Here is a 525-nt window from a genome sequence, read left to right as displayed (position 1 = left end):
CCCAATGCGACGAGGCGACGACGCAGGCCAGGCCAAGCCGTCATCTGCCAGGACAGGGCGCCCGCCGCGACCATCACAGCGCCAACGTTGTGCTCCCGCACGAGCGTGAAAGGTATGCCAAAGGGCTCCCAACCGAGCAGCCCCGCACCGCCGATCAACAGCAGCGGCACCCCCACGGCAAGCGGCGGCGCCCTGTGGGCCTGGTACAGCGCGGATAAAACCATCCCCGCGACGAACAGCAAATTCAACTCGCTGATGCAGACAAAAGCCCATGCGGCCTGCGGCGGGCATACGAACCCCAGTGCATACATGCTCACAAACACCACGGTGCTGAAAATGAAAGGGGACACACGCAGTATCATGCCGATCGTGAAGATGTAAGAGAACATCATTTCATGAAGCAGCGTCCAACCCACGCCATGCATGGGCCTGATCTCCCCTTCTGGATTGAACATGGGAAACAAGACGTACGACGCCAGAATCCGAATAGGTTCGGGGGAGGTGTGCAAGACCACCGCGGGCACC

Annotated in this window: 1 protein-coding gene; it reads right to left on the bottom strand. The window is 60.8% G+C overall.

Annotated elements, in window-relative coordinates; genetic code table 11:
• The coding region (locus I6A82_RS14400; RefSeq protein ID WP_198095664.1) for a hypothetical protein at positions 1-455 on the bottom strand (455 nt) is incomplete at its 3' end.
• Positions 456-525: the final 70 nt, after the last annotated feature.

This window comes from Novosphingopyxis sp. YJ-S2-01 (genome assembly GCF_016093175.1).
Classification (GTDB): domain Bacteria; phylum Pseudomonadota; class Alphaproteobacteria; order Sphingomonadales; family Sphingomonadaceae; genus Novosphingopyxis; species Novosphingopyxis iocasae.
This window is presented reverse-complemented; position numbering and strand designations above follow the sequence as displayed.